Genomic DNA, 26,503 nt, shown 5'->3' on the forward strand with positions numbered 1-26,503 from the left:
GGCCGTGTTGGGCTCTGGGCCGTGGCTTGTACGGCTTTGCTCTCATGGGCGGGCGGATGCGCCGGGGCAAAGGAAAGCCCGCCGACGCCCTTGGCGGAACCCGCGCCCTCGGCCAGCCTGCCTTTTGCCGTGCATTTGACCTTTCAGGATGAATTCGACGACTTCTCACTCTTTGACGAAAACAGCTTTGCCGGACGTTGGCGCACTCAATTCGGCTATGGCGGCCCATCGGCGGTCGAAAGCCGCAGCTTGGTCAGCAATGGAGAGCGGCAGGCCTATGTTGATCGCGCTTTTCGCGGCGTGGGCGCCGCAACGATCAACGTCGATCCGTTCCGTGTCGCCAATGGCGTTTTGACCATCACCGCGGAAAAAGCGACGCCTTCGACCAAGGCGGCGATCTGGGGGCTGGATTACACCTCCGGCATGATCGCCTCACGCTTCAGCTTTGCCCAGCGTTATGGCTATTTCGAAATGCGCGCTGCTTTGCCGGTGGGAAAGGGATTATGGCCGGCCTTCTGGCTGTTGCCGATAGACAAAAGCTGGCCGCCGGAAATTGACATTGTTGAGGCGATTGGCGGGGACCATCTCTATTTCACCCCCCATTGCCCCGGCCAGCGGAGTCAGCCTGCGGGCGACAGGAAACTGCCCAATCCCACGGCGTTTCATACATTTGGCCTGTTATGGACGGCACAACGCCTGCACTGGTATGTTGACGGGCAACTGGTGGCCGAGGCGCCGACCTGCCCGGCGATGCGGCGGCCGATGTACATTTTGGCCAACCTGGCCGTGGGGGGCAAATGGCCGGGCAATCCCGACGCCAGCACGGCTTTCCCGGCGCAGATGAAGCTGGATTATATCCGCGTCTGGCAATTGCCCGACGCCATGGCGCGCGATTGATCGCCGCAAATTTCGTAAGGATTTAGGGGGCACTTATGTCTGGGTCGGCCGGTTATGGCAAAATGCATACGGCGATTTCGGCGGTCAATGCCGGGCTGGCGGTGTTGGCGCCGTTGGGCATGTTTGTCTATTTCAGCCGCCATTTGCCCCCGACCATCATGGGGGTGATGGCCTTTTGCCTTGCCTGGGTTGAGGTGTTGAAGGCCCTGTGTCCCAATGGCTTGTACGAGGCCATGCTGGTCGACCGCGAGGCGGATCGCGCGCGCGACGCGGCGGCGGGCGGATTGCTGATGGCCTGCGCTTTGGGGGCCAGTGCCATTTATATGGGCGTGGTGTTGTTGTCCTTGCCGCGCATGGGCGGTGCGGGGCTGACACTGGCGGCGGTCTGTGTCGGGGCGAAACTGACCTTTGACACGCTGGCCCAGCATCCCACCGCTTTGCTCGCCCGGAGGCAGGCCTATGGCGCCATGGCCTCGCGCGGGTTGTTGAGCAATGTGGGCGGTATTGTGGTGGGGCTGGCCATGTCGGATCGGGTGGGGCCGGTCTGGGGCATGGTGGGCTATTATCTGGGCCAATCCATGCTCAACTGGCTGGCAGTGATTGTTGCGGGCGGCGGGGCGGTGGTATCGCTCCACTGGCGCAAGGCCGCGCCCCTGATGCCGGTGGCATGGATGTCCAGCCAGGTGCGGGCGATCGGTACGCTCAACAATTTCCTCGATCAGGTGTTGATCGGTGCGATCCTGACGCCCGCCACCCTTGCCATGTATAATCTGGGCAAGAGGGTGGATATGGCCCAGATTGCCGCCTCGCAGGCCTTTGTGTCCACGCTCTATCAACCCCGGTTTGCCGCGCATCAGGGCGATGGTCTGAGCCGCGATTTCCGAAAGGCGATGGCGATGATGACCTTTCTGTTCGGTGTGCCCAGCGCGGTGCTGGTGGTCCATGCCGATACGGTGGTGTCGCTGATTTTCGGCGCGCAATGGATGATGGCCGCGCCCGTGGTGCAAGCGATGGCGATTGGCGGATATTCACGTGTAATCGCCAATGTTCAGGGGGCCTATTTTTCCACCCATGGACAAAACCGGCTGCTGCGCAATCGCACGTTGATTTCGACGGCGATGACCATTGGCCTTGTGGCTTTGGCGCGCTGGATCGGCATGGCGGAGGTGGCTTGGGCGATCACGCTCAAGAATGTCGCGGTGTGCTTGTGGTCGGCGCGATTGACCCGGCATTTGATGCCGCTGCGCGATTTCGGCGCGGTCGTGATTGGCCTGCCTGCGGTGGGCGTGGTGGGCGCCTTGGCGGTGGTGTTGGCCGGCGGGGCGCAGGCCGCCGCCTATGGCTGGATGGGGACAGTTGCGCTTTGGGCCATGTCGGGCTGCGCGGCCCTGTTGGTGGCGGGGGTGGTTCATCAGATCATGGCGGGCGGCGACTGGCGGCGGATGCTGCGCCCTGCGGTTCGCGCTTGATCGCGGCGGCGTGCGGGAGGTGGAGGTCAGTAGGTGATTGACGCGGAAGCTTTTGCGCCATGTGAGGCGGCGCTGGTCGATGCAAATCGACGGATTTTGAGGTTTTCCGTCTTGAAGCTAACGCTCCGGAGACGGTGCCAAAGCTTCGGCTGCCTGAATGACAGCAATCGCCCCACAGGCGGACGCTATTGATAGCGATGAATCGCGTTAATCTTGGGATGCTGGGCGTCCAAGAACATATACGCTCGGCCCAGAAGCGCCTGTTTTCCGAAGTCATCGAACTTATTTGAACCAAGCGGCGTTATCAGAACCTCAGACTCTGTGAGGCCTGCCAAATGCATTTTCTCAATTTCTGACCAGTGAGCCGTGGCCACCTCCTTCAACACGACATTGACGGCGGGGTGGTTGTAGCGAACGAGGATGTTCCCATCATCCATAGGCGTAGGGTTCATATCCGGATGGGAGCCAAGTATTTGGGCGAGCGTCTTTAAAGCGAAGGCCGTTGCAGCCGCGTCAGCCAGTCCATCTTCGAGTATGACGCAAGTGCCATGTGCGAAGACTACAAAATCCCGTCTGCCATTTGTATAGTAGCTCACGCGCCCAACGACTTCGTCAAGCGGCTGTTCGAATGAAGGATGCCATGTTGGAACCGGGGGGAAGCGCGTGACTGCCTCGCTCGCCTTCGCTGCGCCAAAAACGATTGCGCTGATAAGGCTCGCGATGAACGACCGTCTTACCATATCCCCACCCTTTCAAACCATCCGAATGCACCGCGTACCTAACAGGCAGATGCGTTGAGAGCTACGTCCGCTCACCACCAATCCCGGCCATAGCCAGCGCTATGCGCCCCAAAAAACTTTGCCGACATCCCCCCGCCGCGAAGCGGCTTTCAAAACCAGTCCGTCGGCGTCGGGGCGCGTCATTGCTTTTCGGGCGCAACAGGGACAGTAAAGGGATTGCAAAGGGCACCCGCCCTTTGCCCGCCGGAGGCATCCCCCTTTAATCGGCCTAAGCCGGGGCGGAATATTCGCGATAGGGTGCAAATCCCAGCGCCGAGGCAAAGACCCCGACGTGCAGCGCGGCGCGCAACACATGGCCGGCGGCCTTGGGCGGGCGGGGCAGGTTGAGCGCGGCCAGCAGCAGGAAAATGCCGGCCTTGACCATGGCCATGGCTGAACCTTTGATCATCTGCCCATCCTGACGCAGGACGATGAAATGGACCTGTCCGCTGCGGAACCGCCGCTTGATCAACCAGCCCAGCGTCATGCGTGACAGCGGCGTGGGTTCCTCGACCACTGCGCCGGGGGCATAGGCCAGTTTCCCGCCGCGCATGTACATTTCGCGAAAGAAGATCGTGTCCTCCCCCCCGATTTGCCCCAGTTCTTCGCGGAAGCGTAGTCCATGGCGGCGAACAAAATCCATGTCGATCAGGACATTGCACGTATACCCCTTCCACGGCGGGTCCTGCGGGGCCATCTGGTTGGAGTGGAAATCTTCCCCCGCGATCCACGATGGCGCGCCGCTTTCGGGATAGATCGCGCGGGCGATCCCGAACACCGCTTGCTGCCCTTGGCGATGGGCCAGAAGGTTGGCGACCCAATCGTCCATCGCCACTTCATCATCATCCATAAAGGCCAGCCAGCGCGTCGTGCAGGCGTCCAGCCCGGCATTGCGCGCCGTGGAAATGTTGAAGCGCGGCGCGTGGATATATTCCAGATCCAGCCCGTTTGCCCGTCCCATCGCAACGATGTCGGGACGGCGGCGATCATGGTCGTCATTGTCGATCACCAGTATGCGCAACTGTGTCTGATCGGGCATGATCTGTCGGCCCAGAGAGCGCAGCGCATCCTCGATCTGGGGGCGGCGCAGGGTGCAGATCGCGACCGTCACCTGTTCAGGCGCGTCGGTCGAAGCGGTCATCATTGTGTCAGCAAGGTTGTTCACCCGTCTGGCCCCTTTTCAGAGATGAAATTACAATTGCACGCCGCGACGTTGCGCCATCGAGGGGAAATAGGCCTCGACCGCCCGCATACTGCCTTCGCGTGAGAAATGGCCGTAATCGACGAAGTAATAGGCGGAACCGGACTTGTACTGACAAAGGCGGCCATCACAAAAGGCGCCCATCGGGTCGATGAAACTCGCGCCCTTGGTCAGAGCGACCATCCTTGCGTTGAAATCGGCGTCCACCGACGTCATCCACCGGCTTTTGTCCCCCTGCGTCATTTGACCCGAAAGATAGTCGATCCGCTGAACGTCCATCGCAAATTCGGGCGATTGGCCGATGATGATCACCCGCACCCCGGCACGGCGCAGAGTCTCAATCGTATCGGGCAATTCGAGCAGGGTGTGCCGGGGCACATCGGTCCATTTCGCGGCCATTACGACGGTGTCAATATGCTGCTGACGGATCAGATCGGGGATACGCTGGTTCGATTTCCGACATCCCGTGCGCGCCAGCGAATTATAGCTGAGCAGCGGAGGGCATCCGGCAAACGTATATTGCAACACGTCCGAGTTGATCAGCGCGCCATGGCGCAAAATGCCCGGCGTATATTGCGCGGCAAATGAATCGCCCCACAACAGAATGCGCCCCTTTTCTCCGTGGATGCGGGTGCATTTGGCCGCATCCCAATCGATGGGCGTGGTGGGGTCCTGATGGAAACATTGCGCGCCGCCCCAATCCTCCAGACCGGCGACCTTTTGCTGATGCCAAAGGGGATAGCGTCCGGCAAAGCCATCGCCCATTACCGGAACCAGTCCAAAAGCCACCCCGGCCAGCCCGGTGGCCACGCCGCCCACGATCACATGGCGCATATAGCGCGGATCGATATGGCGGGTGGGCTGTTCAATAAAGCGCCATGACAGCAGGCCCAGCATCAGGCTGATGGCGGCCATGATCAGGCCCTCAACCGGGGTGGGTGCGCGCAACATGCGATATTGGAACAGCGCGGCGATGGGCCAATGGACCAGATAGACCGAATAGGAAATCCACCCGATCCACACGGCGGGACGCCATGACAGAGCGCGGCCCACCATGCTCAATTCCGAACGACCACGGGCATTCGTCCCGGCCGCAATGCAGAATGCCGTGCCAAGGCAGGGGAGCAGCGCATACCAGCCGGGGAACGGGTCATCCTCATGCAGGAACAACATGCCCGCGCCGATCAAACCCGCGCCGATAAAACCAAGCGCTTCTCGCTGTGTTCGGGACAATGACAAATCGGGATCGCGCGTGGCCAGCCAGACCCCGATCAGCAATTCCCAAGCGCGCGAGGGCAGACCGAAAAAGCCGAATGTCGGCGCCAGAAAGATCGCGGCAACGCTGGCGCACAGGCTGATCAACATGATGACCGCCAGCGCCCACAGGCTTTTGCGCGTGGACAGGCGCGTCAGGGCATAGATCAGGATCGGCGCGAAAATATAGAATTGCTCTTCGACCGAGAGCGACCAAGTGTGCAGCAAAGGTTTGGTTTGCGCCGCGCTGGCGAAATAGCCCGAAGTTTTCCAGAAATAGAAATTGGAGGCAAAGCCGCTGGCCGCCGCCGCCGATTTGCCAAAATCGATCAGATCATCGGGCAGCAGCAGGAAATAGCACGCAACACTGGTCAACAGCAGCGTGGCGGCAAAGGCCGGCGTGATGCGGCGAAAGCGTTTGAAATAGAAATTGCCGATGCTGAAACGCTCTTTGGCAATATCGTGATGGATGCTCTTGGTGATGACATAGCCCGAAATCACAAAGAACACATCGACGCCGGTATAACCGCCGGGGATGAAGCTGAACCCGAAATGGAACAGCAGCACCGACAGAATGGCGACGCAACGCAGGCCGTCAATGTCATCGCGCCTGGCCGAAACAATCATCCCATGCTCCTGTTACCTGCCGCCAAAGGGTTGGAATGCGCTGCGGGTTTGGGAGGGCTTTGACCGCCTGGCGATTGCCCGTCCGCCCCGGATCAGAAGAAGCGCTCACCCACCTTGACCGTGTCGCCCGGTTGCAGTTGCAAGGGCGTGTTGGCGTCGGCCTTGACCGGGTGATAGCTGTCCTCGCTATTGTGCCGGACCATGATTTTCTTCTGGCTGGCGCGATAGGTGAAGCCGCCCGCCGTCGCGATGGCCTGTTCCAGCGAGAGGTTGGGGCGATAGGGATATTCGCCCGGCTTGTTCACTTCGCCCAGGACATAGAAATTGCGGAAATCGACGATTTCGACCGCCACACGCGGATCATGCAGATAGCCCGCGGCCAGTCGGTCGTGGATCGTCGTCTGAATCTCGCTGCGTGTCCGGTTTCCCGCCACCACATCCCCAATCAGTGGAAAGGAGATCAGGCCCCCGCTGGTCACCGCATATTCGCCGGTCAGCGAGGTTTCGCCGTAAACGGTGATGCGCAACCGGTCCCCTGCGCCAAAGCGATAGTCGCTGGGCACGGAAGAGGCGGCATCGGCCACATTGGCGGCGTTGATGCGGGGGGCGGGGGCGGTTTGGGCCACACCCTGTGACATTCCCAAGGGAATGGACAGGATAAGAGCAAGACCCAAGCCAAGAAAATGCCTGCCGGCTTGTGTTGAGCGCATGGACCAATCACTCCTGACAAATAACCTGTCGTCAACGCGATCAGGTGAAAGTTTGCGGACATGCATCAGCAAGCCGCATGAGGTGATTGTGCGTAGCATGAAATAATATGTATCAGGCCGTAACTGTGTTCGTTTTGAAGCAAACACCGGGTTTGCCGGTTAAGGTTTCGGGCGGATTTCTGGTGCTGATCTGGAAATAGGTTTGTGGCCCATGCATGCCACCACGGCAAATGCCCGGCATGACGGGCCATGGAGCCGATCGTGCCGGGGGCGTGCCGAACCAGATTGGAGCGAATGGCTTGCTAGGGCTGAGACAGTTTGCGTCGACAGCCCAAGGCGCAAGAGGGAGAGGCCGCATGGGCTGCGGCCGAATCGAAGCGGTAATGTGTTAATTAAGAAGCAGGTTGGCGAGACCAAAAACCGCGCCCCAAGTCAGTGCCGTGCCAGCAGCCAGAAGGCCAAGGCGGACTGCGGGAGAATATTTGCCGTCAAAGCGAACCGTTTCCGAAACAACCTTCTGCGGCACGATGCGATACTTGCTGGTGCGGCGAGAATGCTTTTCGAACATCACTTTGATAACTCGATTGTCCTGCGGATTGTGGTCCACGTTATTCGCGGTTGCCAAAGAAAGTCCGATCACACTGTTCAGTTTCATTTGACACATCCTTCTGCTGTGCCCCCCCTTCTACACAACTAGGACTTATTCTTCGTTAGCATCACTGGTTTATCATAAATTCCATTGGAGTACGGGTTGTTCCATATTTGGGCATGAGCGTCTTGTTTGCGGGTTTGAGCGCGGCGGTCGTTCGCCACGTCCAATAAGGCGCCCATGAAAAAAGCCCCACCAGATCGCACCGAACGCCGGTCTGATGGGGCCTGTTAAAATGTTATATTTCGGGAGGGAAATGGGATCGGGCGGGAGCAGTCGATTGAATTGATAAGCTCAACCGCCCGATAATAGCCTCAAGAGAGCTTAATAAGAGCCGCTTTGGCGCAGCACGGCCGGGATCGTGCCAAAGATGATCTTGCTGTACAGTATCGGGCTGCGCGTGCGGACATACAGGACATCCATGGCCACGCGGCGGCGATAGGACGTGTCGTTGCGGCCCGAGATCTGCCACAGGCCGGTGATGCCGGGGCGCACCTTGCAATAGGCGGTAAAGCGGTGGCCGTAACGGATCACCTCACCCGCGACGATGGGGCGCGGTCCAACCCAGCTCATCGTGCCGAACAGGACGTTGAAAATCTGCGGCAATTCATCAAGGCTGGCCTTGCGCAGGAAGCCGCCGATTGGGGTGATGCGCGGATCGTTGCGCAATTTGTGGTCCCGTTCCCATTCCGCGCGCGCCGCCGGGCTGTCGCGCAACAGTTCCGCCAGCCTTTTGTCGGCGTCGCAGACCATGGTGCGGAATTTGAAGCAATAGAATTCCTTGCCATCGCGCCCGATTCGGCGGTGGCGGAAAACGGCCGGTCCCTTGCTGGTCAATTTGACCGCCAGGCCCACCAGCACCAGCAAGGGCGCAAAGACAATAAGCGCCGCCAGCGAGAGGACGATATCAAGGACACGAAACCAATCGAGACCTTTGGCATCATCCAGAGAATCGTCCCATTCCTGCTCCGCCGAACAGTCATTGCGGTCGAAGAGCAATTGGGTGTTGACCGGGCGATCTTCGACTTTGACAGCGTGTGCTCTGGTCGAAGCGATGGATTGCGCAGGCATTGCAACCATAGAATGACTCCCCTTGTGTGCAGTGCAGCGTAGTATTTGTGACGTGTTCAGTTAAACGGTGACGCATCCGAAATGGTACGAAATGCTGGATAGAAGCAGGCCAAGTGTTGATTGTGGTTTTATTGCCAGTTCTGCATTTTCAGCGTTCCGGATAAAAAATATTCAAAATTTTTATGAATTTGCTTGCCTGTACGGCTCGAAATTTCGCCAGATCGCGAAAATTTTCAGCGCGGCGTGAGGCGCGAACAACAGACGATTACAACCAAGGTTTGGCGCGGTTTTTCGCGCTTTGCCCTGATCTCGGGGCATGAATTTTTGTGCGGTTGCGAAATCAAGCGTTGGCCCGGATGCGGGCGCGCCATGGCGGTTGGCCACAGCGTGCGGCATGCTCATAAAACCACGATTGAACGCATGCTTTGCCGCCGAACGCGCCGCGACAAATTCGCCCCGATGTGGGGCGTAATTTGCCAAATTGCGGGGGAATGGGCGGCTGAACATCGGGCAAGTTTACGCAAACGCCATGGCGTGCGCACATATCGACGCTACGGATTTGGTCCTATCTTGTCGGAAACGGGGCGCTGACATAGGTTTGCGCGATGGATGAGGACAAGAATTTCACCCCATTTCGCGGCCGAATCCGGCGTGAGAGCAGTCACCTGCGACGCGATCTGGTTCGTCGTCACCGATTCTCGACGCGAATTTGGCACTGGATCAATGCGCTGGTCATTCTGGTGATGGGGATGAGCGGGCTGATGATCTTTAATGCCCACCCGCGACTTTATTGGGGCGCCTATGGAGCCAATGACGATCCGGCATGGTTGGAATTGGGCGCATGGACCGATGATGCGGGGGTGAATCATGGGGGAATCACCTTTTTGAACCATACGGTGGAAACAACCGGCGTGTTCGGCCTGTCGCGCGGGGCCGATGGGGCGGAGCTGGCGCTGGCCTTTCTGGGGTGGATGACGCTGCCCTCGACCTATGATCTGGCCATGGCGCGCGGCTGGCATCTGGCCTTTGGGCTGGTGCTGGCCTTTGGGTTGGCGGCCTATTTGCTCTGGTCGTTGATCAATGGGCATATCAGGCGGGATTTGCACATCACGATTTCGGAGTGGTCGCCTCGGGTGATTGGGCGCGATGTGGTCGATCATTTGCGCTTTCGCTTTCACGATGGCGCCTATGGTGTGTTGCAAAAGCTGGCCTATGCGGGCGTGTTGTTTGGCCTGTTGCCGTTGATGATCGCGTCGGGTTTGGCCCTGTCGCCGGGGATGGATGCGGCGGCGCCTTGGCTGGTCGATGTTTTGGGCGGGCGACAATCGGCGCGTTCGCTGCATTTTCTGGGGCTTTGCGGGATAGTGGCCTTTGTTGTTGTGCATGTCGCAATGGTGCTGGCCTCCGGGCCGATCAATCAGATGCGAGGGATGATCACCGGCTGGCGGCAGGAGAAGGCGTCATGATTTCCAGACGGAGCCTGATTGCCGGCGGGGGCTTGCTGTTATCCGGTTGTGACCGAATCGTACGTCAGCCTGCGATAGAAGGCTGGGTCGAAGGTGCGGCTGGACTGCACATGCCGGCACAGCGCCTGCTGCTGGGCCGTGACGCCTTGGCGCGTGAATTTCGTGAGGCGGATTTGTCGCCAACCTTCCGCTCCAACGGCAATACACAGGGTGACGCGGATTGGGCCGCCCATGCGGCGCAAGGGTTTGCGCGATGGTCGCTGCGGGTCGATGGGTTGGTCAAACGCCCGCTCGATCTGCCGCTGACCGCGATCAAAGCCATGACCCAGCGCCGCCAGATCACCCGCCATGATTGCGTCGAAGGATGGTCCGCCATCGGCCAATGGCAAGGCCCGCAACTGGGTCAGATTTTGGCCATGGCGGGGCTGATGCCGTCGGCGCGCTTTGTTGTGTTCCATTGCGCCGACAAAACCGACGAAGATCCCTATTACGAAAGCATCGACCTGATCGACGCGTTCCACCCGCAGACGATCCTGGCCTGGGCGATGAACGGGCGCGAATTGCCGCTGGAACATGGCGCCCCGGTCCGTCTGCGCGTCGAGCGGCAGTTGGGGTACAAACAGGCCAAATATGTGATGCGGATCGAGGTGCGCGATACACTGGCCGGGCTGTATGGCGGCAAGGGGGGGTATTGGGAGGATGTGGCGGGGTATCAGTGGTATGGGGGGATTTGAGTTTTTTGGATTTCTGGGGGGGGGCCTCCGGCGGGTTAAGGGCGGGGGCCCTTAACAATCCCGGTACTGTCTATGTTGCGCCATGGCTTTGGCCTTTTGTGTCGGACGCCATGTTGAAATGATAAAGCCTGCGGCGCATTGGTCCCAAAGGGTGCCGCGTCGCAGGCTTTAAAATTCATTAGTCAGGCCCAAATCTGCAAATCCAGCGCCACCCCATTAATGGGATTGCAAAGGGACGAGTCCCTTTGCCCGCCGGAGGCAAACTCACCCCACCAACCGCAATCCTTCACTGACCTCAGCCCCACCCTTGGGCTGATCCGGCCAGATGCCGCGTGTGTCATAGACGATCTTGCCCGCGCGCTCGGCCAGAGGGACCTGACGGAAGGCGTCGTGATCCACCAGCACCAAAAGGATGTCGCATTCCTCCAGCGCCTCGTCGAGGTCGATCTGGGTCGCGCCGGTGCCTTCGAATTCGCGGGGCAGGGCGGTGGCATAGGGTTCCACGATGCTCATCCGCTCGCGATATTTGCGGGCGAGGGTGGCGGCGACAAGGCGCGCCGGGCTTTCGCGGAAATCGTCGATATTCGCTTTGAACGCCAGACCCAGCGCCGCAACGCGGGCATTGGGATAGCGGGCGATCAACTCGTCCGCCTTGGCGATGACATGGTGGATCTTGCCGTCATTCACGCCGCGCGCGGTGCGGATCAGCGGGGTTTCGGTGGGGGCGCTGGCCACGATGAACCACGGATCGACCGCGATGCAATGGCCGCCAACGCCAGGGCCGGGCGACAGGATGTTGACGCGAGGGTGGCGATTGGCCAGCTTGATGACCTCCCACACGTCCAGACCCATGCGGTCGGCCACGATGGACAGTTCGTTGGCAAAGGCGATGTTGACGTCGCGATAGGCGTTTTCGACCAGCTTGGTCATTTCCGCGCTGCGCGCGTCCGTGGCGATGCACTGGCCGCGCACAAAGATCTTGTAGAAGCCGACCGCCTTGCGCGCACAACGCGGGGTAATGCCGCCAATCGAGCGGTCATTTTCGGTCAACTCGTGCAGGATGCGCCCCGGCAACACGCGTTCCGGGCAATAGGCGATCGACACATCGGGCGTATCGCGGGTCAGGCCGGGGATCTTCAGATCGGGCCGCGCCTCGGCAAACAGATCGCGGATCTGTTCGGTGGTGCCAACGGGCGATGTCGATTCCAGGATCACGATGTCGCCCTGCTTCAACACCGGCGCGATCGAGCGCGCCGCCGTCAGCACATAGGACACGTCCGGTTCGTGGTTCGGCCCAAAGGGCGTCGGCACGGCGATGACAAACACATCGGCCGGCGCCACCTCCAACGAGGCGGTCAGCAGCCCGCGACCGACGACCGCATGGACCAGACCGTCCAGATCGACTTCCTCAATATGGATTTCGCCGCGGTTGATCGTGTCCACGACCTTCTGGCTGACATCGATGCCGCGCACACGGCACCCCGAACGGGCGACAATGGCGGCGGTGGGAAGGCCGATATACCCCAACCCGACTACACAAACGTCAGGCTTCTTGTCCGATTTCATGCGCCCCATACCTCCTGCGCCAATGCTTCGACGATGCGGCGCGAGGACTGCCCGTCTCCAAAGGGATTGTGGGCGCGCGCCATGGCTTCGTAGGCCGCCTTATCGTCAAGAAGGCTGAAGATTTCGGAAACAATGCGCGAAGAATCGGTGCCGACCAGTTTCGCAGTACCTGCAACAACGCCTTCTGGCCGCTCGGTGGTTTCGCGCATGACCAATACAGGTTTGCCAAGAGCGGGCGCTTCTTCCTGCACCCCGCCCGAATCGGTCAACATGATTTCGGCCATGGACAGCAAACGCGCAAAATGCGGATAATCGAGCGGCTCGATCATCGCGACATTATCAAGGCCCACCAGCCGCTCATTCATCACCGCGCGCACATTGGGGTTCAAATGTACCGGGAAGATGATCGCCGTATCGGGCCGCTCGGCAATCTGGCGGATGGCGCTGGCGATGTTTTCCATGCCTTCGCCAAAGTTTTCGCGGCGGTGGCTGGTGACGCCGATGATGCGCTTGCCTTTGAAACGCTGCGCCAATTCATCCAGTCCGCTGGCCAATTCCGGCTGGGTTTCGATTCGCGCCAGCACCCAATGCAGCGCGTCGATCACCGTGTTGCCGGTGACATGGACCCGATCCGCGCTGACGTTTTCACGCAGCAGCGCCGCCTCGCTGGTCGTGGTCGGTGCAAAATGTAAAGAGGCGATGCCCCCGATAATCTTGCGATTCACCTCTTCGGGCCATGGGTGATAGATATTGCCCGAACGCAGGCCCGCTTCGACATGATCGACGGGCAATTTGCGGTAATAGGCCGCCAAGGCGCCCGCCATGGCCGTGGCCGTATCACCCTGAACAATGACGCGGGCGGGCTGTACCCGATCCATCACCGCGCCCAGTTCCGTCAGCAGCGCGGCGGTCAGCCCGTCCAGCGTCTGGTTCGGGCGCATCAGGTTAAGGTCGTAATCCGGCGTAATACCTGCAATGTCCAGCACCTGATCCAGCATCGCGCGATGTTGCGCCGAAACGCATACGATGGGTTCGAATCGCGGATCCTGTTTCAGCGCCTCGACCACGGTGAACAGTTTGATCGCTTCGGGCCTTGTACCGAATATGACAAGAATCTTGGCCGCTGAATTCTGTGCAGGCGAATCGGTCATGCAAATACTCTGCTGTAATGGCGGCGCAGGGCCCCGGATTGCTTGACTTGTTTTAGCTTCGCAGGTGTTAACTGTGTTATAAGAGCCTTGGGTTTAAGCCTCCTGGCGGCAAATTCCATGCCGAGCCGCCAGAGGGGGTTCGCTTTGACGTATATGTATTCCAAGGTTGCGGTGGGTGATGCCGCGCCAGTATCGCTTGGCGCTGTGGACGCAGCGCAGCGCGCAACCCGCGTGGTGGTGGTCGGGCTTGGCTATGTCGGCCTGCCTCTAGCCGTGGCATTGGCGGGTAAATTTGACACGATCGGGCTGGATATTGACCAGCGCCGCATCGATGAATTGAACACCGGCCATGACCGCACCGGCGAAATCGACCGCGACCGGTTAACGGCCAGCACGCTGGCCTTGGCCGCCGATCCGCATGTGTGTCCGCCGGCCGATTATTACATTGTGACCGTGCCCACTCCCATCGACGGCGCGAATCGCCCCGACCTGCGCATGGTCGAGGCGGCAAGCCGGACCGTGGGCGCGATGCTGCCCGCCGCGGTTGCCGAAGGGCGCGTGCCGGTGGTGGTGTTCGAAAGCACCGTCTATCCCGGCGTGACCGAGGATATTTGCGCCCCCATCCTTGAGGCGCATTCGGGCCTTTTGTGCGGCAAGGACTTCTTTCTGGGTTACAGCCCCGAACGCATCAATCCGGGCGACCGGGAACATACGATCGACAAGATCACCAAGGTCGTTTCGGGCCAGACCCCCGAAATCCTTGACCGCGTGGCGCACCTTTATGGTTCCGTCACCAGCGGCGGCACGTTCCGCGCGGCCAGCATCAAGGCCGCCGAAGCCGCCAAGGTGATCGAAAACGCCCAGCGCGACATCAACATCGCCTTTATGAACGAGATCGCCCAGATCTTTAACAAGCTCGACATCTCGATCTGGGATGTGCTGGCGGCGGCGCGGACGAAGTGGAACTTCCTGCCCTTTTCGCCGGGCCTTGTGGGCGGGCACTGTATCGGGGTCGATCCATACTATCTGTCGCATCGGGCCGAACAGCTTGGCCTCGATCCGCGCGTGATCCTGTCGGGGCGCGGCATCAATGACGGCATGGCCGGTTGGGTGGCCAAGGAATTGCACAAGGCGCGCGGCGGCAAGACCGGCAGCGTGCTGATGCTGGGCCTGACCTTCAAGGAAAACATCCCCGATCTGCGTAATTCGAAAGTGGCGGATCTGGTCTCGGCGCTGGGGCGTTTGGGCCATGGCGTGGCCGTCCACGACCCCCATGCCGATGGCGACGAGGCGATGCATGAATATGGCATTCCGCTGGTCCATGATGCGCTGGAACGAACCTATGACATGGTCGTTCTGGCCGTGCCGCATCGTGAATATTACGAAATGGGCGGGGATGCTTTGCGCGGGCTTTTGAACGCGGGCGGTACGCTGGCTGACCTCAAGGGTGAACTGGGGGATGCGGCGGATTGGACTTTGTGATTTTCCGCAGGGTTTGATGCCTCCGGCGGGCAAAGGGACTTGGTCCCTTTGCAATCCCATTAATGGGGTGGCGGGAGGTGGGCAGGTTGGCTCCTAATGCCATGATTTGAAAAGCCTGCGGCGCGGAGAGGTTCTACCTTCAAGCGCCGCAGGCTTTATATTTGTGACGGCGCGTAAATCGGCCTTGGCAGAGGCAGGGCACGACACAGACAATACCGGGATTGTTAAGGGCCCCCGCCCTTAACCCGCCGGAGGCACCTTAAAAGCCTCAAAACTTCAATGACACCAATCCCGCCGATGCCCGGTCCATTTTTCGGCCAGACCTTCACTGACCAACACATCGCCAAGGCTTTTTCCGCCCCGGGTGATGTCGCGTAATTTGCGGCCATATTTGTCGGTGTCGCGGCTGCCTTCTGTCACCACGGAGAAGGAGCCGGCATTGAGCAGGCCCATCAACCGGTCGCGCGCCTTGTCGCCCAGTTCTTCTTCATAGTCGCATTGCGGGTGGCTGATTTCGGGGGCGTTGATGTCCGCGATGCGGATCTTGTCGCCTTTGTACCAGATCGTGTCGCCATCCACGACACAGGTGACGCGGACCTTGCCCTTGCACAGGGCGAAATGGGCGGCTTCCCTGTCGCTGCTGTCGGGTTTCAGGTCGGATGCGGTGATGCCGGTGGGCGCGGGCGTGGTCCATTGCTTCCACCGCGTGCTGACCACGCTGACACCCATCAGGACGACGACGCTGATGAACACCGTGCCGATGCCCGCTTTGCGCTTTGGCCGCGCGCGCGTGGGCATGGACGCGGCCCATTCTTCATCCCATTTTTTCGACATGGGGCGTTACAGCGACAGGAACATGCCGGCCAATGCCGCGCTCATCAGATTGGACAGCGCGCCTGCGACCAGAGCTTTCAGCCCCAGCTTGGCGATCAGCGGCCGCTGGTTGGGGGCAAGGCTGCCGGTCACGGCCATCTGGATCGCGATGGACGAGAAATTGGCGAAGCCGCAAAGCGCAAAGGTGACGATGGCCACGGTCTTGGCCGACAATTCCTTGGCCTGACCCAGATCGATGAAGGAGACGAATTCGTTGAGCACGATCTTGGTCCCGAACATCCCGCCCGCACGCATGGCCTCGGCCCATGTGGGGGCGCCCAGCAGGCTGAAAATCGGCGCGAAGAGATAGCCCAGCACCTTTTGGAACGAGAGGTCGGGAATGCCGAACCAATGGCCGATGCCCGCCACCATGCCATTGGCCAGCGCCACCAGCGCCACAAAGGCCAGAACCATCGCGCCCACCGCCACGGCCAGCTTCACGCCGGTCTGTGCGCCTTCGCTGGCGGCCATGATGATGTTGGCGGGGCGTTCTTCGTCATGGGGCAGGGGCACGGGCTCGTCCACATGGACGCCGGGCTGATGCGTCACATCGGCGCGGTTGAGCGCTGCGGCGGCAAGGCCCGCAGGCGGCACCATGTTTTCCGGCAGATCGCCATCGACCGGCGGCGGGGTGCGCGGATCGGGCATCATGATCTTGGCCATGCAGATGCCGCCCGGCGCCGACATAAATGCGGCCGCCACCAGATAGTCGATGCGGATGCCCATGCTGGCATAAGCGGCCAGAATCGTGCCTGCCACGCCCGCCATGCCCACTGTCATCACGCAGAACAATTGCGCCGGCGATAATGCTGCCAGATAGGGCCGGATCACCAGAGGTGCTTCGGACTGGCCGACAAAGATGTTGCTGGCCGCGCAGAGCGATTCGATGCGGCTGATCCCGGTGATCTTTTCAAGGCCGCCCCCGATCCAGCGGATCACCAGCGGCATGATTCGCAGATAATAGAGGATCGAAATCAGCGAGGCGAAGAAGATGATCACCGGCAGCGCCGAAATGGCAAAGCTGGCCCCGCCGATTTCAGGCTTGGCCAGAGGGCCGAACAGGAAATCCACCCCCGAATGCGCATAGGCCAAGAGCGAGGAAACGCCGCCCGCCACGACCTGCAACGCGGCATTGCCCGCCGGAACATACAGCACCAGCGCCGCCAGACCCGCCTGAAGCCCGAAAGCGGCCAGAACCACTCTGGGCTGCACCGCGCGCCGGTTGGAAGAGAGCGCAAAAGCGATCCCCAGAATGAGCAGCATTCCCAGCAGGCTATGAATAATCGGCATGAAAGAGGCGTTTCCCGTTTTGGCGCTTGCCTCTCATCGGTAAAGCACGGTGCGCCGCGCCGCAAGCGCGCGATCCACAGCCCATATCAATGCGCGTCGATCCGCCCCAGCATGCGGAAAAAGAACGATGTGGACCAACCCAGCAGCAGCATCCCCAAAATGCTCTCAAACGCGCCGATCAGACGCCATTGGTTGGTGATGTGAATGTCGCTGTATCCCACCGTCGAATAGGAGATGGTCGAGAAATAGAGCGAAGGCTCCAGCCCCTGAACCGCGCCAACGGCCACATAAACAACGGCAAAGGCCCATATTTCAACGCCATGCAGCGCAATGATGGCCATGACAATCGACAGGGTGAACATCGCCCCGCGTGGCGATAAAGGGCGGATATGGCGCAGACGCTCGACATTCGCCTCGCTGCGCAAGGCGCGGGTCAGGCCGAACAGGCCAAACCCATGCACGATCACGCACAGCACGACCATGACTGAGGATACCGCAAATTGCGCGAACAGATTGTTGCCCATCACGGATGGTGACATGACGGTTTGCGTGCGCCTTGTCCATCGGATGCGTCAATGGGGCTTGGCCGATGCCACCGGAATGGCGATTTCGAACATCACCGGCCATTCCTTGCCCGTGACATAGAGATGTTTGCCAACCGCGTCCCATGCGATGCCATTGGCCACCTGATCCGGCCCAGTGGCGGCTGCTTCACGCGCAAGGGCGGCCAGTTCGATCCACCCCTTGATCCGGCCCGTGGCGGGATCGATCCGGGCGATCCGGCTGGTCATCCACACATTGGCCAGAATTTCGCCGTTCACCCACTCCAATTCGTTGAGCATATCCACGCCCATGCCATCGGCGGTGACCGTCAACAGGCGGTTGGTGCGGAAAGTGGCGGGGTCGATGAAACGCAATGTGTTGCTGCCATCGGACATGATGATTTCGCCGCCATCGGGGCGCGTGGTCATGCCCCAGCCTTCGCCCATATAGGTAAAGCGGCCCAGCGGTTTGAAACCGGAGCGCGAAAAGCGGAAACCCACACCATTGCGCCATGTCAGCATCAGGATCTGATCACGCCACGGCGCAATCCCTTCGCCAAACAGCGGGCGGGGCAGATCCGTCTGTTCCAGCACCCGTCCGGTGTTCAGATCGACCTTACGCAGGCTTGATCGCCCTTCCATCCCGGTGCTTTCGAACATCGCGCCGCCATGGATGAACAGCCCTTCGGTATAGGCTTTGCGGTCATGGGGCAGGCGGCGCAAAACCTGCGCCGCCGCCACCGGAACCTTGGTCGCGCGCTCTGTCTGGGCGTCGGCCACCGCGCAGGACGCCAGCCCCAGCGGGGCCAGCACGGCGAGTAAAAGCGACGCCCAGCGCATGGGCTTAGTCGCGCAGCAGGTCGTTGATGCCGGTCTTGGCGCGGGTCTGCGCGTCGACGGTCTTGACGATCACGGCGCAATAGAGGCTCGGCCCCGGCGTGCCATCGGGCAGCGGCTTGCCGGGCATCGAGCCGGGGACGACCACCGAATAGGGCGGCACGCGACCGATGTGGACTTCGCCCGTGGCGCGGTCGACGATCTTGGTGCTGGCGCCGATGAACACGCCCATCGAAAGCACAGCGCCTTCGCCGATGATGACGCCTTCGACGACTTCGCTGCGCGCACCAATGAAGGCGCCGTCTTCGATGATGACCGGGCCAGCCTGAAGCGGTTCAAGCACGCCGCCGATGCCCACGCCACCCGACAGGTGAACGCCCTTGCCGATTTGCGCGCAAGAACCGACGGTGGCCCATGTGTCGACCATCGAACCTTCGCCCACATAGGCGCCGATGTTGACGAAAGAGGGCATCAGCACAACATTCTTGCCGATGAACGAACCGGCGCGGGCAACGGCGCCGGGGACGACACGGAAACCGCCTTCGCGGAACTTGGCATCGTCATAGCCGTCGAACTTGCTGGCCACCTTGTCAAAGGCCGGGGCGCCCGCTGCGCCGCCGGGGACGACGGCATTGTCATTCAGACGGAACGACAGCAGCACGGCCTTCTTCAGCCACTGATTGACGACCCATTCGCCGTCGATCTTTTCCGCCACGCGCGCCGCGCCCGATTCCAGCAGGCCAAAGGCTTCTTCGACATGGGCGCGAACGTCGGCGCTGGCGGGGGTGACGGTGTCGCGGGCTTCCCATGCGGCCTCGATGGCGGCGGCAAGGTTGGTAAAGTCGGTCATGTGCAGGGCCTCTTTGCGAAGGGGACTGGCGAAAGCCATATTTACCCACAGCGCCTATCGCCTGATGCGCCATAGAACAAGTCAGAAGGCGGATCGTTACCCGGTGTTTACCGCAAGGGGTGCAATATATCAGTATGGCGCGGGGGGCGCGGTCGGGGGGCACAGATGAAAAGGCATGGGTTGCAAAACGGGTTGGCATTGATCCGCCGCCTGCCATTGACGGCGGTGGTGGGGGTGGGGCTGGCCGGACTGGCGGCCTGTGGTGGTGGAGGCGGCGGCTCGGTCAATTCCACCCCCAGCGGCACCACCAGCGCAAGCGCCCCGCCCACAGCATCGCCCACAGCATCGCCCACCGCGACGGCTACGGCCACACCCACCGCGACACCGGCCCCCATCATCACGCCCACCCCATCGGCCAGTTTCCAGACCGCAGAATACAACCGCTCGACCGGCCCGTCGCAACATGGCGCGATCACCGCATGGGCCGCCGGCGCCAGCGGACAGGGCGTGACCATCGGCATTGTCGATTCCGGCATCGACACCACAAACCCCGAATTTGCCGGACGCATCTCCAGCGCCTCAACCGATCTGGTGGGCAGCCGGGGGCTGGCCAATGCGGACAGCGATCATGGCACGATCGCGGCGCTGGTCGCGGCGGGCGCGCGCAATGGCGTGGGGGTGATGGGCATGGCCTTTAACGCCACCATTGCCGCCATGCGCGCCGATTCGGTGGGCAGTTGCGCCACCACCGACGGTTGCAGCTTTTCCGACAATGCGATTGCGCGCGGCATCACCTCGGCCTTGGCCGCCGGGGCAAAGGTCATCAATATTTCACTGGGCGGATCGACCCCCAACACCAATGTCACCAATGCCATCGCCAGCGCGGCCAGCGCCGGGGTGGTCATCGTCGTGTCGGCGGGCAATGATTCCAGCGCCCAGGTCGACGCCTTTGCCGCAGGGTTGCGCGCGGCGGGCAATGGTAATGTCATCATCGCCGGATCGGTCGGATCGACCAACACGATCTCCAGCTTTTCCAACCGCGCCGGGACCGAGGCGGAATGGTATCTGACCGCGCGGGGCGAGCAGGTGTGCTGCCTTTACGAAAATGGAGTGATCAAAACCACGGTGTCGGGCGGGGCCACCTATACAACCGTCTATAATGGCACCAGTTTTTCCGCGCCCCAGATCGCGGGGGCGGTGGCGCTTTTGCGGCAAGCCTTTCCCAATCTGACCGCGACACAGGCGGTCTCGATCCTGCTCTCCACCGCCACCGATCTGGGCAGCAGCGGTCAGGATACGACCTATGGGCGGGGCATGTTGAACATTGCCGCGGCGTTTAATGCGCAAGGGACGACGGCGCTGGCCGGAACGATGACGCAATTGGTTCTGGGCGATACCAATGCGGTGACATCGCCCGCCATGGGGGATGCGGCGCAGGGGGCCTCGCTCGCCTCGGTGGTGCTGGATGGTTACGGGCGGGCCTTTGGGGTCAATCTGGCCAATGGGCTGCGCGGGGCGTCGCTGGTGCCTAAACTGGCCCCGGCGCTGGTCAATCAGAACCGCAGTTTTTCGGTCGGCGGCGGCGCGGTGGCCATGGCCTTCAGCGTGGATGCGACGGGGCGGACGCTGGCCCTGCCATGGTCGGGGGCGCTGCGGCTCTCTCAGGAGGATGCGGCCGCCGCGCGCGTTCTGGCTGGGCGGGTGATTGCGCGGGTGGCGCCGGGCCTGTCGATGGGTTTTGCCATGTCGCAAGGCGCCGATGGATTGGTGGCCTCGTTGCAGGGGCAGGACCGCCCCGCGTTCATGGTGGCGGGCAATCCGCTGGAGGATACAGGATTCTTTCGCAGCGGGGAAACTTCGCTGGCGATCAGGAGGGGTTTGGGCCAATGGGGCCTGACCATGATGGGCCAGCAGGGCTATGCATGGACCGGCGCGCCATGGCAGATGGTTGGTGCGGCAAGGCGCGCGGACAATCGCGATCTGGTGCAGCGTTTCGGTTTCGCCCTTGACCGGCGGCGCGGAGACATGGAGGCCAGCCTCGGCGCCAGTTGGATGAGCGAGCAGCGCGGCATTCTGGGCGCGCGGTTCAATCCGGCGCTGGGCGCGCATGGGGCGGATACTGTGTTTGTCGATGCGGCGTTGGGCTGGCGGCCCTATCCCGATTTCCATTTCGGCGCGGCATGGCGGCAGGGGTTTACCCAGGTGCGCGGATCGGGCTTTATTGGTGCGGGTTCGGCGTTGGTGTCCAATGGCTGGGTGGTGGATGGTTCCATCGCCAATTTCTTTAAATATGGCGATGTTCTGGCCCTGCGCGTGTCGCAGCCCTTGCGTGTGGCCGGGGGCGGTATGAATTTCCAGCTGCCCGTGGCCTATGACTATGACGCGGGCGCGGTGTGGGGCGTGCGGCGATTGTCTCTGGCCCCGACCGGGCGCGAAGTGGATGCCGAACTGGCGTGGCAATTTCCGTTAAAAGGCGGATCGGCGGGGCTGAACCTGTTCTGGCGCCGTGATCCGGGGCATTATGCGGCGCTGCCCGATGATGGCGGGGTCAGTATGACGTGGAGGAAGGGGTTTTAGGGAGTGTGCCGCCGGCGGGTTAAGGGCGGGGGCCCTTAACAATCCCGATATGGGGTGGTGTGTGGTTGGATGGATGGTTTTTGGCGCATGGGGTTGAAAGCCTGCGGCGCTTTTACCCCAGAGGATGCCGCGCCGCAGGCTTTAAAAATTCCAACCAAAGATAACCCCGCCATCACGCGCCACCCCAATCATGGGATTGCCAAGGGACCGAGTCCCTTGGCCCGCCGGAGGCAAAATCCCTTAAACCTTAAAACGTCGTCGGATTCTCGATCACCGGATCCGACTTATGCACCAGAGCATAGGCCTCTGCCGCTTTGAGAACCCGCAGGAAATTCCCGCTGGCGATCTTTTTCAGGTCTTCCTTGGTGTACCCCTTGCGGGCCAGTTCGACAAAGAGCGCGGGATAGGCGGAGGTATCGGGCAACCCTTGCAGCCCCACCGAACCGCCGTCAAAGTCCGAGCCGAGCGCGATATGGTCGATGCCGATGCGCTGTTTGATATGGTCGATATGGGCCACCACATCGGCCAGCGTGGCGACGGGCTTGGGGTTGGCCTTTTCCCAATCGGCAAGGGCGGCGGCGGCCACGTCGGGCCGGTCGGGGTGCAGCGCCTTTTGCGTGGCCATCACGCCTGCGCGCTGCGCGTTCCAGGTGTATTGGCCGGGGCTGATATAGCCGGGGAAGAAGTTGACCGCGACCACGCCGCCGTTCAGCTTGACCTTGTCCAGCACGGCGTCGGACACGTTGCGCGGGTGGCCGGAAATGGCCTGCGCGTTGGAGTGGGAGAAGATCACCGGCGCGCCCGAAACGTCCAGCGCGTCCATCATCGTCTTCTGGCTGACATGCGACAGGTCGACCAGAATGCCCAACCGGTTCATCTCGCGCACGACATCCTTGCCAAAGTCGGTCAGGCCGTTGTGCTGGGGGGCGTCGGTGCCGCTGTCGGCCCATGCAATCGTCTTGAAATGCGTCAACGTCATGTAACGCACGCCGATTTCATGCAACGTGCGCAGCGCGGCCAGCGAACCGCCGATCGAATGGCCACCTTCCGCGCCCAGCAGGCTGGCGACCTTGCCGGCTTTCCATGCCTTTTCGACGCAGGCGGCATCGGTGCAGAACTGCATTTCAGCCGGGTTGGCGGCGATGACGCGCTTCATCACATCGACCTGTTCCAGCGTGGCCTGCACCGCCTGCTGGTCATTGAGATTGGCCGAGACATAGACCGACCAGAACACGGCCTGAAGATGCCCCTGCTTCATGCGGGTCAGGTCGGTCTGCATCGGCATGACCTTGCGCTTGCCATCGGTGCTCCAGCGTTCATCGCCCAATTCCTGGGTGGTGTCGTGGAAATCAAAGCCTTTGAGCACATTGTGCCGACGGTCGCGCAATTGTTCGGGCACGTCGATATGGCCGTCCCACACCGGCGCCTCCTTCAACGCGGCGGCCGCGATCTGTTCGGGCGTCTGGGCCGGGGCGGCCAGCAGGCTGGTGGTGGAGAGCAGGAGGGCAAGGGCGCCGGTAATCGCGTGTCGCATGAAAGCTCCGCATGAGAAATGTTTGGCGCGCACCAAAGGCCATCCCCCCGCGCGGCGCAAGAGGGGCAAAGCGCGTATCAACATCAGTGTAAGGGAGTTTTAGGCGACCGCCATGTTTTCCGGCCCTTCGCCGCGCCTTGCGGTGGCGTAATCGGCGAAAAGTGCTTCGAAATGGCCCTGCGTGGACACGATCTTCACCTCTGGCGGGGCCTTGGGCAGATTGCGCAGCAGCCGCAGCGTGGCGCGCGCGGCGGCCATGGCGCTGCCCGCGCTATAGGTGACGCCTGCCCCCCCGCGTGCATGGTCGGCCGCGCCGCCACGGTCGGGCACGATCACCGGAACGCCGCTGGCTCGCGCCTCGGCGGCGGCCATGCAGAAGGTTTCGGCCTCGCACCCATGGATCAGCGCGTCGGCGCTGGCCAGAATAGTGGCGAATTTGGCGCGATCCTTTTCGGGTTTCAGCAGCTTGATATGCGGATTGCCCGCGATCTGCTTCAAAATCCGCGTCTTTTGATTGCCCGCGCCCAACAGGACCAGGCCGATTGGCATAGACTGGCTGGCCGCAGCGACGGCATCCACGATCATCGGCCAGCGCTTTTCGGGGCTGAGCCGCCCGACGCCGATCAGCAATTTCGCGCTTTCCGGCAATCCGCACATCTCCAGCAAACGGCGGCGCAAGGTGGCGCTGCGCCGCTTGGGGCTGAACAATCCCGCCTCGATCCCCATCGGGTGCAGCACGGTATGGGCCACGCCCCCTGCGGCCAGACGGTCGCGCAATTCGCCGCTGGCGCAGACCACGCGCTCGAACTGATGGCCAAGTTCGCGCAGGTGCTTCCAGAAAGGCTCAAAGCTGCGGTCGATCGCCTCGCGGCTCATGATCGGTTCGAACCAGCGATAGGCATAGGCCGAGAGCGGATCGGCATGCATGACCAGCGAACGCGGCGCATCGCCGGGCCATCGCGCGACCATGCTGGCGCTGCGCCATGGCGAGGAGACTTCGAGGAAATCGGGGTTAAGGGCGGTGATCGCCGCGTGCAGCGCATCCTCATCCTTGAAATACCAATATTTGCGGTCGAGAGGAAAGCGCGGCGCCGGGATCGTCACGATCCGGGCCATAGGGCCGCGCTCGATCACCTCATGCCGGTCACCAGGGGCCAGGATGATGATCTCATGGCCCAGCTCGGGACCAATACGCATCTTTTGCTCGACATAGGTTTTTACCCCGCCGCCATGGGGCGTGTAAAACGCGCAAACATCAACGATCCGCAACTGGCCCCTCCTGTCCGTGACAGGTCCGTATTCCCGATGGGCGGCATGTGGCGTTTGTGGCGGCAAAGCGCAAGGCCTTGCCGTCAACAGGTTTACGCCGCCGACAGGTATTACTTGATCGGCGACATGCCCAGACCGTTGCGGTAATTCAACGTGATGCTGACATGCGTCGGGCCATTGCCGGCAACGGCCTTGGTCGCGGCGGCCTTGGGCTTGTGCCAGCCCAGACGCGGGTTGGACGCAAAGCCGATGCCATCGACCCACCAGCCGAATTTGCGGTTATTGTCCCGGTCGTGCAGCAGCATGATCGAGTAAGGCCCGGCCGAAGGCACGCGGATACAGATCTGGACATTGCCGCTGGCCGGAGTTTCTTCCTCGAACCGGCGGAACGCCTTGCCCTGATAGACAAGCACATTGTCATCCATCAGAAAGTCGGTGTCATTGTTGGGATAGACTTCCAGCTTCAGCTTGCCGGTGCGGTCCTTTAATCCGACCACATCGACAAGGAACGCCGGGCCGCTCTCGCCGGGGCGGCATTTGCCCTCGGCCTTGCCCAATTCGGGCGTAGAGGCCAGCGGCACCACCGGCTTGGCCGGCGCTTCGGCGGCAAGGATCAGGGGCAACAACAAGGCCATGCTTTATCCTTCTTTGCGCGAGGTGATAAGGTCGACGGTTGCAAACACCGTGCCGATGATGATGTGGGCAATCGGGTAAAGGACCGCCATCATCGCCAGCAGGTAAGAAATCTGATCATCATGTCCCATCAGGAAGATGGCAAGCCCCGAAAAAGCCGCGTCTTTATAAGGGACAAGCGGCAGGCGCGAAATCAGCATGCGCAATGTCGCCAGCACCAGCCAGATGCCATAGGCCACCTCCGGCAGCACCAGATGCCACATCAGCGCGGTCAGGCCGACATAGCCGATGATGCGCAGAAAATGGACGCCGGTGATGATCCACAATTCCCGCCGGGGCAGCGAGAACAGCTTTTGCCGGAACAGCAGAATGACAAAGGACGTCACCAAAACCACGCCCAGCGAGGTGAAGACCGTGGTGGTATCCTTGCCCATCACGCCCGACTGGATGATCTTCCAGGCTGCGCCCAACATGATCAACGTGGCGATATTGCCCGTCAAAGCCGACAGGATCGCCATATCCTTGATCGCGCCAAACGGGGCCGTCACCATGCCCAAACGCGCCCGCGCCCAGGCATAGAATTGCACCTCGCCCAGATAGGACATCAGCAATTCATTCGACACCTGTTTGCGCAAAAGCGCCGGGATGCCCGAGGCCGGAATGCGCCACAAACGGCGATAGATCACCCATTCCGACAGCGGCGGCATCATGTAATTGATCGCAAACACGATCCAGAACGGGGCCGACCGGGGCACCATCTCGATCAATCCCTTGGGGTTGAGATCGAGCAGGCGCACCGCCACCACGACCAGAATGGCCAGAGAGATCAGCGAGCTGGCAAAACCGGCAATGCGCGAAAGGCGCTGTTTGCCTGCTTCCTCCAGCGCGATGTCGCGAACCGGTGCTGGTTCGGATGCTTCGCCATGGGCAAAGCCTTGGGTCAACATCTCTGGTGCATCCTGCTTTGCCACGGAAGAATCCGTGCCTGTCGGGTTCGTTTCATTCATAGTGGCGCCGCCTTGGCAGGCTTTGCCCCATATTG

Annotated in this window: 24 protein-coding genes; 6 read left to right on the forward strand and 18 right to left on the reverse strand. The window is 61.3% G+C overall.

Annotated features, from left to right (window positions below; translation table 11 throughout):
- The first annotated feature begins 21 nt into the window (after positions 1-21).
- Both AC2S2E_RS05970 and AC2S2E_RS05975 read left to right on the forward strand, forming a co-directional pair.
- Positions 22-897 carry a glycoside hydrolase family 16 protein gene (locus AC2S2E_RS05970; RefSeq protein ID WP_486524099.1) on the forward strand — a complete coding sequence of 292 codons (876 nt, stop codon included), beginning with the start codon at positions 22-24 and terminating at the stop codon, positions 895-897.
- Positions 898-932: 35 nt separating this feature from the next.
- The gene (locus AC2S2E_RS05975; protein ID WP_486524100.1) at positions 933-2,366 is read left to right on the forward strand and encodes an oligosaccharide flippase family protein; all 1,434 of its coding nucleotides are present in this window, start codon (positions 933-935) and stop codon (positions 2,364-2,366) included.
- A gap of 185 nt (positions 2,367-2,551) precedes the next feature.
- Here AC2S2E_RS05975 and AC2S2E_RS05980 read toward each other — a convergent pair whose 3' ends face one another.
- From AC2S2E_RS05980 to AC2S2E_RS06010, 7 genes are all read right to left on the reverse strand, one after another.
- Complete coding sequence (locus tag AC2S2E_RS05980; protein ID WP_486524101.1) at positions 2,552-2,962, reverse strand: hypothetical protein; 411 nt, start codon at positions 2,960-2,962, stop codon at positions 2,552-2,554.
- Between the two features lie 412 nt (positions 2,963-3,374).
- Entirely contained in the window at positions 3,375-4,310 is a 936-nt protein-coding gene (locus AC2S2E_RS05985) for a glycosyltransferase family 2 protein (protein WP_486524102.1), read from the reverse strand.
- Positions 4,311-4,337: 27 nt separating this feature from the next.
- Positions 4,338-6,227, reverse strand: coding sequence for an acyltransferase family protein (locus AC2S2E_RS05990; protein WP_486524103.1), 1,890 nt, complete (start codon positions 6,225-6,227; stop codon positions 4,338-4,340).
- A gap of 92 nt (positions 6,228-6,319) precedes the next feature.
- A complete protein-coding gene (locus AC2S2E_RS05995; protein WP_476100976.1) occupies positions 6,320-6,865 on the reverse strand; it encodes a polysaccharide biosynthesis/export family protein in 546 nt (181 codons plus the stop codon).
- A gap of 460 nt (positions 6,866-7,325) precedes the next feature.
- A complete protein-coding gene (locus AC2S2E_RS06000) occupies positions 7,326-7,592 on the reverse strand; it encodes a hypothetical protein (protein WP_476100978.1) in 267 nt (88 codons plus the stop codon).
- Positions 7,593-7,910: 318 nt separating this feature from the next.
- Positions 7,911-8,666: a sugar transferase gene (locus AC2S2E_RS06005; RefSeq protein ID WP_486524104.1), complete on the reverse strand. Its 756-nt coding sequence runs from the start codon at positions 8,664-8,666 to the stop codon at positions 7,911-7,913.
- A gap of 171 nt (positions 8,667-8,837) precedes the next feature.
- A complete protein-coding gene (locus AC2S2E_RS06010) occupies positions 8,838-9,164 on the reverse strand; it encodes a hypothetical protein (protein ID WP_486524106.1) in 327 nt (108 codons plus the stop codon).
- A gap of 98 nt (positions 9,165-9,262) precedes the next feature.
- On the opposite strand from AC2S2E_RS06010, the gene AC2S2E_RS06015 reads away from it, so the two are divergent.
- Both AC2S2E_RS06015 and AC2S2E_RS06020 read left to right on the forward strand, forming a co-directional pair.
- Complete coding sequence (locus tag AC2S2E_RS06015) at positions 9,263-10,123, forward strand: cytochrome b/b6 domain-containing protein (protein ID WP_486524107.1); 861 nt, start codon at positions 9,263-9,265, stop codon at positions 10,121-10,123.
- Complete coding sequence (locus AC2S2E_RS06020) at positions 10,120-10,857, forward strand: molybdopterin-dependent oxidoreductase (protein ID WP_476100986.1); 738 nt, start codon at positions 10,120-10,122, stop codon at positions 10,855-10,857. The genes AC2S2E_RS06015 and AC2S2E_RS06020 overlap by 4 nt, the downstream gene beginning before the upstream one ends.
- A gap of 264 nt (positions 10,858-11,121) precedes the next feature.
- Here the strand turns inward: AC2S2E_RS06020 and wecC are convergent, their stop codons facing one another.
- Entirely contained in the window at positions 11,122-12,423 is a 1,302-nt protein-coding gene (gene wecC, locus AC2S2E_RS06025) for a UDP-N-acetyl-D-mannosamine dehydrogenase (RefSeq protein WP_476100988.1), read from the reverse strand.
- On the reverse strand, positions 12,420-13,574 hold the full coding sequence (wecB, locus tag AC2S2E_RS06030) for a non-hydrolyzing UDP-N-acetylglucosamine 2-epimerase (RefSeq protein WP_476100990.1): 1,155 nt from the start codon (positions 13,572-13,574) through the stop codon (positions 12,420-12,422). The genes wecC and wecB overlap by 4 nt, the downstream gene beginning before the upstream one ends.
- 153 nt (positions 13,575-13,727) lie before the next feature.
- Between wecB and AC2S2E_RS06035 the strand changes: the two genes are divergently transcribed.
- Entirely contained in the window at positions 13,728-15,056 is a 1,329-nt protein-coding gene (locus tag AC2S2E_RS06035) for a nucleotide sugar dehydrogenase (protein WP_486524109.1), read from the forward strand.
- Positions 15,057-15,332: 276 nt separating this feature from the next.
- Here the strand turns inward: AC2S2E_RS06035 and AC2S2E_RS06040 are convergent, their stop codons facing one another.
- From AC2S2E_RS06040 to dapD, 5 genes are all read right to left on the reverse strand, one after another.
- Positions 15,333-15,890 carry a thermonuclease family protein gene (locus AC2S2E_RS06040; RefSeq protein ID WP_486524110.1) on the reverse strand — a complete coding sequence of 186 codons (558 nt, stop codon included), beginning with the start codon at positions 15,888-15,890 and terminating at the stop codon, positions 15,333-15,335.
- Positions 15,891-15,896: 6 nt separating this feature from the next.
- Positions 15,897-17,219: a NupC/NupG family nucleoside CNT transporter gene (locus tag AC2S2E_RS06045; RefSeq protein ID WP_476100996.1), complete on the reverse strand. Its 1,323-nt coding sequence runs from the start codon at positions 17,217-17,219 to the stop codon at positions 15,897-15,899.
- Positions 17,220-17,305: 86 nt separating this feature from the next.
- Entirely contained in the window at positions 17,306-17,758 is a 453-nt protein-coding gene (locus AC2S2E_RS06050; RefSeq protein ID WP_476100998.1) for an ion channel, read from the reverse strand.
- A 33-nt stretch (positions 17,759-17,791) separates the two neighbouring features.
- Positions 17,792-18,574, reverse strand: a complete 783-nt coding sequence (locus tag AC2S2E_RS06055; RefSeq protein ID WP_486524111.1) for a glutaminyl-peptide cyclotransferase — start codon at positions 18,572-18,574, stop codon at positions 17,792-17,794.
- A 31-nt stretch (positions 18,575-18,605) separates the two neighbouring features.
- Positions 18,606-19,448, reverse strand: a complete 843-nt coding sequence (dapD, locus tag AC2S2E_RS06060) for a 2,3,4,5-tetrahydropyridine-2,6-dicarboxylate N-succinyltransferase (RefSeq protein ID WP_476101002.1) — start codon at positions 19,446-19,448, stop codon at positions 18,606-18,608.
- Positions 19,449-19,613: 165 nt separating this feature from the next.
- Here dapD and AC2S2E_RS06065 point away from each other — a divergent pair, with 165 nt between their 5' ends.
- Complete coding sequence (locus AC2S2E_RS06065; RefSeq protein ID WP_486524112.1) at positions 19,614-22,025, forward strand: S8 family peptidase; 2,412 nt, start codon at positions 19,614-19,616, stop codon at positions 22,023-22,025.
- 247 nt (positions 22,026-22,272) lie between these two features.
- Here AC2S2E_RS06065 and AC2S2E_RS06070 read toward each other — a convergent pair whose 3' ends face one another.
- The 4 genes from AC2S2E_RS06070 to AC2S2E_RS06085 all read right to left on the reverse strand — a co-directional run bounded on the left by AC2S2E_RS06070 (position 22,273) and on the right by AC2S2E_RS06085 (position 26,468).
- Positions 22,273-23,559 (reverse strand): dipeptidase, encoded by a 1,287-nt coding sequence (locus AC2S2E_RS06070; protein ID WP_486524113.1) that lies wholly within the window; start codon positions 23,557-23,559, stop codon positions 22,273-22,275.
- Positions 23,560-23,658: 99 nt separating this feature from the next.
- Positions 23,659-24,828: a glycosyltransferase gene (locus AC2S2E_RS06075; protein ID WP_486524114.1), complete on the reverse strand. Its 1,170-nt coding sequence runs from the start codon at positions 24,826-24,828 to the stop codon at positions 23,659-23,661.
- Positions 24,829-24,938: 110 nt separating this feature from the next.
- A complete protein-coding gene (locus AC2S2E_RS06080) occupies positions 24,939-25,463 on the reverse strand; it encodes a DUF2141 domain-containing protein (protein WP_476101011.1) in 525 nt (174 codons plus the stop codon).
- Between the two features lie 3 nt (positions 25,464-25,466).
- On the reverse strand, positions 25,467-26,468 hold the full coding sequence (locus AC2S2E_RS06085; protein WP_476101013.1) for a hypothetical protein: 1,002 nt from the start codon (positions 26,466-26,468) through the stop codon (positions 25,467-25,469).
- Positions 26,469-26,503 lie beyond the last annotated feature (35 nt).

The organism is Novosphingobium sp. 550D, from assembly GCF_057401885.1.

Coding starts and splice junctions, on each gene's coding strand:
- AC2S2E_RS05975 (WP_486524100.1), top strand. CDS start 933: ATGTCTGGGTCGGCCGGTTATGGCAAAATGCATACGGCGATTTCGGCG.
- AC2S2E_RS05990 (WP_486524103.1), bottom strand. CDS start 6,227: ATGATTGTTTCGGCCAGGCGCGATGACATTGACGGCCTGCGTTGCGTC.
- AC2S2E_RS05995 (WP_476100976.1), bottom strand. CDS start 6,865: ATGTCACAGGGTGTGGCCCAAACCGCCCCCGCCCCCCGCATCAACGCC.
- AC2S2E_RS06000 (WP_476100978.1), bottom strand. CDS start 7,592: ATGAAACTGAACAGTGTGATCGGACTTTCTTTGGCAACCGCGAATAAC.
- AC2S2E_RS06005 (WP_486524104.1), bottom strand. CDS start 8,666: ATGGTTGCAATGCCTGCGCAATCCATCGCTTCGACCAGAGCACACGCT.
- AC2S2E_RS06010 (WP_486524106.1), bottom strand. CDS start 9,164: ATGTTCAGCCGCCCATTCCCCCGCAATTTGGCAAATTACGCCCCACAT.
- AC2S2E_RS06015 (WP_486524107.1), top strand. CDS start 9,263: ATGGATGAGGACAAGAATTTCACCCCATTTCGCGGCCGAATCCGGCGT.
- AC2S2E_RS06020 (WP_476100986.1), top strand. CDS start 10,120: ATGATTTCCAGACGGAGCCTGATTGCCGGCGGGGGCTTGCTGTTATCC.
- wecC (WP_476100988.1), bottom strand. CDS start 12,423: ATGAAATCGGACAAGAAGCCTGACGTTTGTGTAGTCGGGTTGGGGTAT.
- wecB (WP_476100990.1), bottom strand. CDS start 13,574: ATGACCGATTCGCCTGCACAGAATTCAGCGGCCAAGATTCTTGTCATA.
- AC2S2E_RS06035 (WP_486524109.1), top strand. CDS start 13,728: ATGTATTCCAAGGTTGCGGTGGGTGATGCCGCGCCAGTATCGCTTGGC.
- AC2S2E_RS06040 (WP_486524110.1), bottom strand. CDS start 15,890: ATGTCGAAAAAATGGGATGAAGAATGGGCCGCGTCCATGCCCACGCGC.
- AC2S2E_RS06045 (WP_476100996.1), bottom strand. CDS start 17,219: ATGCCGATTATTCATAGCCTGCTGGGAATGCTGCTCATTCTGGGGATC.
- AC2S2E_RS06050 (WP_476100998.1), bottom strand. CDS start 17,758: ATGTCACCATCCGTGATGGGCAACAATCTGTTCGCGCAATTTGCGGTA.
- dapD (WP_476101002.1), bottom strand. CDS start 19,448: ATGACCGACTTTACCAACCTTGCCGCCGCCATCGAGGCCGCATGGGAA.
- AC2S2E_RS06065 (WP_486524112.1), top strand. CDS start 19,614: ATGAAAAGGCATGGGTTGCAAAACGGGTTGGCATTGATCCGCCGCCTG.
- AC2S2E_RS06070 (WP_486524113.1), bottom strand. CDS start 23,559: ATGCGACACGCGATTACCGGCGCCCTTGCCCTCCTGCTCTCCACCACC.
- AC2S2E_RS06080 (WP_476101011.1), bottom strand. CDS start 25,463: ATGGCCTTGTTGTTGCCCCTGATCCTTGCCGCCGAAGCGCCGGCCAAG.
- AC2S2E_RS06085 (WP_476101013.1), bottom strand. CDS start 26,468: ATGAATGAAACGAACCCGACAGGCACGGATTCTTCCGTGGCAAAGCAG.